At 42.4% G+C, this 6,537-nt stretch carries 7 protein-coding genes and 1 CRISPR repeat array; all 7 genes read right to left on the bottom strand.

Features of this window, described 5'->3' with window-relative positions; translation table 11 throughout:
• The first annotated feature begins 51 nt into the window (after window positions 1-51).
• Window positions 52-628: direct repeats of the CRISPR family, unit length 28 nt; unit sequence GAAACACCTCCACAGGTGTGGAGAAAAT.
• A 64-nt stretch (window positions 629-692) separates the two neighbouring features.
• Genes cas2e through casA form a run of 7 tightly spaced genes read right to left on the bottom strand, consistent with a single transcriptional unit; the run spans window position 693 to window position 6,316 of the window.
• Window positions 693-974: a type I-E CRISPR-associated endoribonuclease Cas2e gene (gene cas2e, locus FHQ30_RS09265; protein ID WP_139611228.1), complete on the bottom strand. Its 282-nt coding sequence runs from the start codon at window positions 972-974 to the stop codon at window positions 693-695.
• A complete protein-coding gene (cas1e, locus tag FHQ30_RS09270; protein ID WP_139611227.1) occupies window positions 952-1,830 on the bottom strand; it encodes a type I-E CRISPR-associated endonuclease Cas1e in 879 nt (292 codons plus the stop codon). Before cas1e ends, cas2e begins: the two co-directional genes overlap by 23 nt.
• Window positions 1,831-1,839: 9 nt before the next feature.
• Window positions 1,840-2,565 (bottom strand): type I-E CRISPR-associated protein Cas5/CasD, encoded by a 726-nt coding sequence (cas5e, locus tag FHQ30_RS09275; protein ID WP_139611226.1) that lies wholly within the window; start codon window positions 2,563-2,565, stop codon window positions 1,840-1,842.
• A complete protein-coding gene (gene cas7e, locus FHQ30_RS09280; protein WP_139611225.1) occupies window positions 2,558-3,607 on the bottom strand; it encodes a type I-E CRISPR-associated protein Cas7/Cse4/CasC in 1,050 nt (349 codons plus the stop codon). The genes cas5e and cas7e overlap by 8 nt, the downstream gene beginning before the upstream one ends.
• Before the next feature lie 15 nt (window positions 3,608-3,622).
• On the bottom strand, window positions 3,623-4,270 hold the full coding sequence (cas6e, locus tag FHQ30_RS09285; RefSeq protein WP_176552630.1) for a type I-E CRISPR-associated protein Cas6/Cse3/CasE: 648 nt from the start codon (window positions 4,268-4,270) through the stop codon (window positions 3,623-3,625).
• Entirely contained in the window at window positions 4,263-4,775 is a 513-nt protein-coding gene (gene casB / locus FHQ30_RS09290; RefSeq protein WP_139611223.1) for a type I-E CRISPR-associated protein Cse2/CasB, read from the bottom strand. Before casB ends, cas6e begins: the two co-directional genes overlap by 8 nt.
• Window positions 4,772-6,316, bottom strand: coding sequence for a type I-E CRISPR-associated protein Cse1/CasA (gene casA / locus FHQ30_RS09295; protein ID WP_139611222.1), 1,545 nt, complete (start codon window positions 6,314-6,316; stop codon window positions 4,772-4,774). The genes casB and casA overlap by 4 nt, the downstream gene beginning before the upstream one ends.
• Between the last annotated feature and the right edge of the window lie 221 nt (window positions 6,317-6,537).

The following is a 6,537-nucleotide window of genomic DNA, read 5'->3' on the forward strand; positions in this document are numbered from 1 at the left end:
CACAGGTGTGGAGAAAATTCTTTCTTTGGTTTAGCTAAATGAGACAAAGGGGAAACACCTCCACAGGTGTGGAGAAAATCCATTCGAAGAAAAATTTATCCCCTCTGATAAAGAAACACCTCCACAGGTGTGGAGAAAATACAACGTGGTTTGTTTTCCGTTGGGATAACAAAGAAACACCTCCACAGGTGTGGAGAAAATTAGTGTCGTGCAGCAGTGGCATTGGCATTGTCGGAAACACCTCCACAGGTGTGGAGAAAATAACCATCTCGTTCCACGCCGAGAGAGATTCTGAGAAACACCTCCACAGGTGTGGAGAAAATCGGCAAATTTTTCTGACAGCTCTGCCTCCTCAAGAAACACCTCCACAGGTGTGGAGAAAATTTATCAACACTTCCAATTAACAATGATCCAGCAGAAACACCTCCACAGGTGTGGAGAAAATTGAAGTGCAGCTGACGGATTCGATTAACATGGAGAAACACCTCCACAGGTGTGGAGAAAATGGTGAGTGTTGCAAGTGCGGTTGTCATAATTTAGAAACACCTCCACAGGTGTGGAGAAAATATTGCTACTCGTTATGCTAAAACGCTTGCATCAGAAACACCTCCACAGGTGTGGAGAAAATACCATTATATTGTTAAAGAGCTTAGTCTTAACACAATATCTTGGGCTTTTGAATGATAAGTTGGTTAGATAAATTTTTCGATCACTAATTGTAAACCAGAGATATTGATTAATTCTTTCTTAGCCTGGCCTAAAGTACGAATTTCATAACCGGGGGCTTGTGGGATTTTTCTGAAAATAATGAGTCCGCTTTCTAATGGGCAATGCCCTAATAAATATTCGGTCACGGTCTTTGCTACAGAATCTTTAATCCCTGAAATAAAAACATTAGGACGAGGTTCAATAAACCATAATTTCATCCGTCCACGCACAGCCGGCGGTAGATCATTTGCCAGTACGACCAGCATTTTTTCGTCCTCCCAGTAATTCGCTGATATCCGTGCTAATTTGGGTCAATAAATCAGACTCAATCACTCTCTCGCGGAATGCCGATGAGACGCAATATTTGTCATACATACCCGCCATCTCTTTAGTTAAAGCAAAGGCAAGATCAATACAAAGATGCTCTTTATAAAGATCAGCCATATCATACACAAAAGGAAGCGGGCTGCCGGAGTGGATAAATCCCATATGAGGAGAATAGCCCATGCTGTGTATTGAGGAACACAAAATCCCGTAAAGTGCGGTATTGGCTGCGGTTAAGATTTGATTGGTTAAATCACTGAGTTCAAATTTGTTGGGTGTATATTGTCGCCCTTTCCAGCCGACTTGATAGTATTCAGCTTTCGTTTGATACAGACTCCTAACTCGTTGTCCTTCTAACCCCATCATCTCTTTTAAGGTTTTGCCGCTTAGATCCATATCCGGGAAACGCTTTGCAAATAGTTGGCGGGCAATCTCCAATGATTTTTTGGAATCGGCAGCAAGTTGCATTTGGCGACGAAAATTACGTGAATCGCTGGTTGGTGAAATGCCGGATGCGTAATAGAGTAAACTGTCCTCACCCACCCAGCATAAACCACAATTCGCCGTTGCAATCACTTTCACCGCTTCATGGGTCAAACTTGTTCCCGGACCAAGCAACAAACAATTAATACTCGCAATCGGTAGACGAACCACATTCCCATCACAGTCGATCCATTTAACGCTACTGTCATCAATTTCCAAACGACCACGTTCTAGATAAAGATAAGGGTATTTGTCTTTAACCTGAGGTAACGATTCCCGAGTAATTTTGACTAATAGCCGTTTATTATCTGCCACCGACAACCCTTATTCTTGTGTTTCTAAAATAACTGTCACCGAGCGATCTTGGTATTGCTTATTTTCACCAAAGCAAATAGGCACATCATTTAAAGCAAAACTATCACCTAAGTCCGGATAATTGCCTTGAAGCACCTTAAAATTGATCGCCCTGTTTTTGCCGTTGTCAGCCAGAATAGCCTCCACGTTTGCAAAAGCTTCGGCTGAATCGTTAAACGTTCCCTGATAGATAAATTCAGTCGGCACACAACATTTCCGTCCCAAATAAAGATCCCAGATCGGATTTTGCAAGGCTTCCACCAAGGTGTCTAGCCAATTTGCCGGCACCTCTAACGCCACAGCGAATGCCATATCTTGTAAATAATAGCGATATGTCAATTTCGCACCGCCCCCAACCGCCGGTTTTCCGGCAACCGTTTTGGGAATCATCAATTTTTGCCATGGATCCGCATCATTAAATCCACTACCTACCATATGGAAATCCCGCAGTTGTAATGGCTTTATCAGGCGACCGTTTTGGTCTTTTTGCGAATATGCTGCGACTTGAAGATCCAAATCAGAAAACAGCGACAAAAACTCTCGTTGTTCACCGCCATAACCCAAAGCACAACAAAGCAACCCCAAAATGCCTGATTTGGTTGGAAACGGCAAGGTTTCACGACGGTTAAATTTTGAATCAAATCCCCAAGATTGTAACGGTCCTTCCAACCATAACAAAATATAAGGATTATTCATTCGTAACCTCTACATGCTGAACCAATGCTGCTACTAATTGATCAATATTAAAATTCTCGTCTTCGCCAAAATTATACTCTGCAATTTTGCCAAATAATGATCCTGACAGTTTTTCTTTGTGTGCAAGATATTCTTTTAATCTGTCAATACTTGGTCTGAGATACCCTTCGGCTTTTTGCGACTTAACCGCACTTTCAAACGATGCTTGCAAGCCCTGCCCTTTTCTGACCAGAACTTTGGCATATTCCCAACCGCAAACACCCGCTTGAGTGGTTTGGCGGGCTGCCGGCACCGCTAAATACAATGCCTTGGTAAAGGCTTCCACCGCTTTATCCAAATCTTGCCCTTGCAAAGTTTGGTTCAATTGTCCTAGATCCAAACTGACATAGCGGTAATAAGTAGCAGAATTGAATTGTAATACGCCCATATGTCCGGAGCCGGTTTCATCTTTTTGCAAACGATCATCAAGTGCGGTAAAAAAGTCAATTTCCGAGCTGACCCGATGGGTAGAAATAGCATGAGCAAAAGAGGCGGCGGCTTCCACATTTAATTCTGCGGCTTGCGCCACCATTCTGCCGAATAACGCAATATCTAAACCGTCTAACGCCGGATTAAAGGCTTTTTTCGCAATTTTATACACGTCTTTATCTTTTAATTTAGCTTCATCATAACCCAAACTTTGGCAATATTCGGCAAAAGCCATTGCTTCCGTTTCAGTCATAAAGTGCAATGTCTCTTTGGTTAAAAATCCAGCGATTTTTTCAGCACATTTCTGCGCTTGTTCTGTGTTCGCACCTTGAACCAAGCAAGCCTGTGCAATCCACTGTTCAATTTTTCGGGTCCGCACCGCTAATTTTATTCCAAAATCCGCCATGGTTAACCGCACTTGACGTTTCCAACATTGCGAGCTGACCCTTGCCCTCTCGACACCACCAATCAAAGCCGATTTAGGTGCGCCAACATCATCACGGTTTAAGCAAGTGACCGGAAAAGATTGCAAAATATGAAACTCAATACGGGTATTCTTTAATGGGTTGATCATATGATACTCCTGAAATTAAATAGAAAATAAATCGTCTGTGAGGGGTGCCAGCTGCAATAATCCTAAGCCGAAACTACGTCCCCGCCCGATACCGTAACTAAAACTATCCGCAAAAAGTTGCGGTTCTACAACCTGTAAAGTGCCCTGAAAGGTCACGGCATTGAGTGTCACAATCTTGTCATTTTTACTAAAACGCATCACTTGATGCGCAGTAATTTGTAATCCGACAGGATCGGCTTGAAAACCCCAACTGGCGTTTTTCTGCAAAAACCAAGCCAATATGGCCTCTTTCCCTTTTAACGGCATGATTTTTTGACTTTGGTTATCGCGTTTTGCCACATTCATCCGTATTTCAAAGCGATAATATTTATGGCTTAAAAAGGTCTCTGGGATCAACTTACTTTGGATTTTTAGCGGATAGTTGCCAATCGCAGATTTTGGTGGTTGCTGCGACAGCAAAATAATCTGTTTCACATACTCTTTGCTCGACAGGTCAAAAGCACCGCCTTTTTCACAAAATAAAAAGCGGCGTTTTTCCGCTTGTTCGTCTTTATCAAATAATGAATAGATAACTTTATGCAAACCATATTCATCTTTAATTGAGAATTGCTTAATATCTTTCCGCCCTAATTTTAATACACTGGCGTACAAAGGATTATTCATACTCAATCTCCTGCTTGCGGTAAAAATCCATCGCCCAATGTTTTTTCGTCTGCTCATTGAACCAACACAAGTTGCCCAACAGAGCAGCATAATCCAGACTGCCCGCCAAGCCTTTTGCCCGAATCAAACTCAAGATGGGACGCAATACACCACAAACTTCGACCGCACTTTGGCACGCTAATAATCGACGCAATTTAATTTTCGCCGGATCGGTCTGATTACCCAATGTCGTATCAGTGTCATAGCATTTTGATAATATATACCCAAGCCCAAGACTACCGTTCTCCTGCACCTTACCATCTGCAATTGCCGCTGCAATAAGGGCATAAGGCAGGCGTTTACTATCGATTGTTAGGTCAACAAAATTGACCAAGATTTCCCAACTGTAATACTCTGTATTTGGATTATCCGCCCGTTTCAACTTGGCAGCAAAACCTTTATCCTGCAAACATTGCTGTATGACATAGTCAACAAAACGCTGATTTTTTGAGGGTTGTGACGTCATGATGCTCTCTCCTTCGAAGACGAAGCTTTGACAAAACGTGGGTGGCATTTCGCCCAGGTTTCCATCTGCCTGCCGGTTTCATTCATCGTATTTTGTTCATAAATCTGATAGCTATAACCGATAAAAGTGCGGTATAGCCGATTTAACGGTTCAGGATTGCTTGCTTGATCCTCCGTGATTTCCTGACATGCAATAACCAAAGCCTGCGCTTGCTGTTCACATAATTGCCAAAATTGATTCGCTGCGGCAGCAGCCTGCTTTGCAGCCTCTAATTTTTGCTCTGTGTAAAACTGATAAACCGATTTATAAACAGTGCTGGCATATTTATCCAATTGCGACATCGCTTTTTGCCACTCGGTAAACCAAGTTTGACCGAAACAGTCCCGATGAAGTGAAATAGTCGCTATAACAAAATCATCCAGCCCCGACACATACTGCTCACCGGCATTGCTGCTTACCCGTAAGCCTCCAGACCAAATACCGAATGTTGCGAATTTATTTTTTATCCGAAAAGCCGGTAGGCTTAATTGTGGACAATCAAATGTTGGTGTCGAGATAAAACTCAAAAGTGCGGTCAATTCCCGCCAAGGCCGCTTTTCCGGGTTGACCCACAATACTTTTCCTTCCTTACCTGTCAGATTCAGCGCCACGGTCGGATCCGCCACTTTTTCCTCTTTATAGCTATAATGCTGGATTCCCTCACTATAATGCAGACCATTTTCAGCCAGTAAACAGAAACGTCCCAATGGCAGTAAACGCCCCATTAAAGTGTCCTTTAATTTTCTGGCAACCTCATCATCTTCCCCTGTCGGCATCTGCTCCCAAGGTGGTCGTCCCAAGCCTTGGTTAAAGACTCCCAAATGCTGAATATCTTCTTTTGTCAATAAATTGAGATACACCGTTTCTAAAATAGATGAACCAAGATAAAAACTATGCAGCATGCCCAAAAAACCCAGTGATGTTCCGGCTTTACCCGTGGTTCCCTTACCGTTATCTTTTGTTTTCACCCGATAATTAGGACTCAACACCACAGTGTTATCAGTTTTCTTTCCACCCAATGCAAATCCCATCAAAACCAATAATAACAATGCCTTATCTGCATCAGATAACAATTTTGGTTGCTGAATTTGTGTTAATACAGTGGTATTTCCGGTTGATATTTCAGGTAGGACAGCGCCGAATTCTTGCACCGCTGCGGCTCGGATCGCAGGCATTTGCAGAAATGGTTTTTGCCCATAAAGATAAAAATGATCATGCCAATCTGCCAAATAGCGCAGACAATCTTGCCCGAGCGCTTCTGCACTATACTCATACCACTGCTGATCATTTTGCGGCGTGTGTGCCGCTTGTGCAATTGCTGAAAAGAGTTTAATTAATGCAATTTGCTGAATAGCACTCCCTCCCAAGGCTGGTAGGGCTGGATCACTAAAAATTTGCTGTAAACTAACTAAACCACGATTGACGACAGGAATCCAAGGAGAATCGATCAAATTAAACCTTGCATGTTGATGAACAGATTGCTCTTCAACTATATTTCCCATGTAACCTCCCTGTATTTATTAAATACCAGATAACTACGATGTTTTGATAATACTACACGATAAATCATATAGTTAATATTACCAGGATCACAAATTTAAAAAAATATCACTATATAGAGAAAATTTAGTACTCAAAGATAAACAAACATACCTTTACGTGCATGGAGAAAATGCACACGTCAACATCACGCCCTTGGCTGCGGCAGAAACACCTCCACGTG

The organism is Testudinibacter sp. 'clade 2' (assembly GCF_006227735.1).
GTDB lineage: Bacteria > Pseudomonadota > Gammaproteobacteria > Enterobacterales > Pasteurellaceae > Chelonobacter.

Bases quoted from the DNA above. Each gene is read 5' to 3' on its own strand.
- cas7e (WP_139611225.1), bottom strand. From the start codon at position 3,607: ATGATCAACCCATTAAAGAATACCCGTATTGAGTTTCATATTTTGCAA.
- casB (WP_139611223.1), bottom strand. From the start codon at position 4,775: ATGACGTCACAACCCTCAAAAAATCAGCGTTTTGTTGACTATGTCATA.
- cas2e (WP_139611228.1), bottom strand. From the start codon at position 974: ATGCTGGTCGTACTGGCAAATGATCTACCGCCGGCTGTGCGTGGACGG.
- cas6e (WP_176552630.1), bottom strand. From the start codon at position 4,270: ATGAATAATCCTTTGTACGCCAGTGTATTAAAATTAGGGCGGAAAGAT.
- casA (WP_139611222.1), bottom strand. From the start codon at position 6,316: ATGGGAAATATAGTTGAAGAGCAATCTGTTCATCAACATGCAAGGTTT.
- cas5e (WP_139611226.1), bottom strand. From the start codon at position 2,565: ATGAATAATCCTTATATTTTGTTATGGTTGGAAGGACCGTTACAATCT.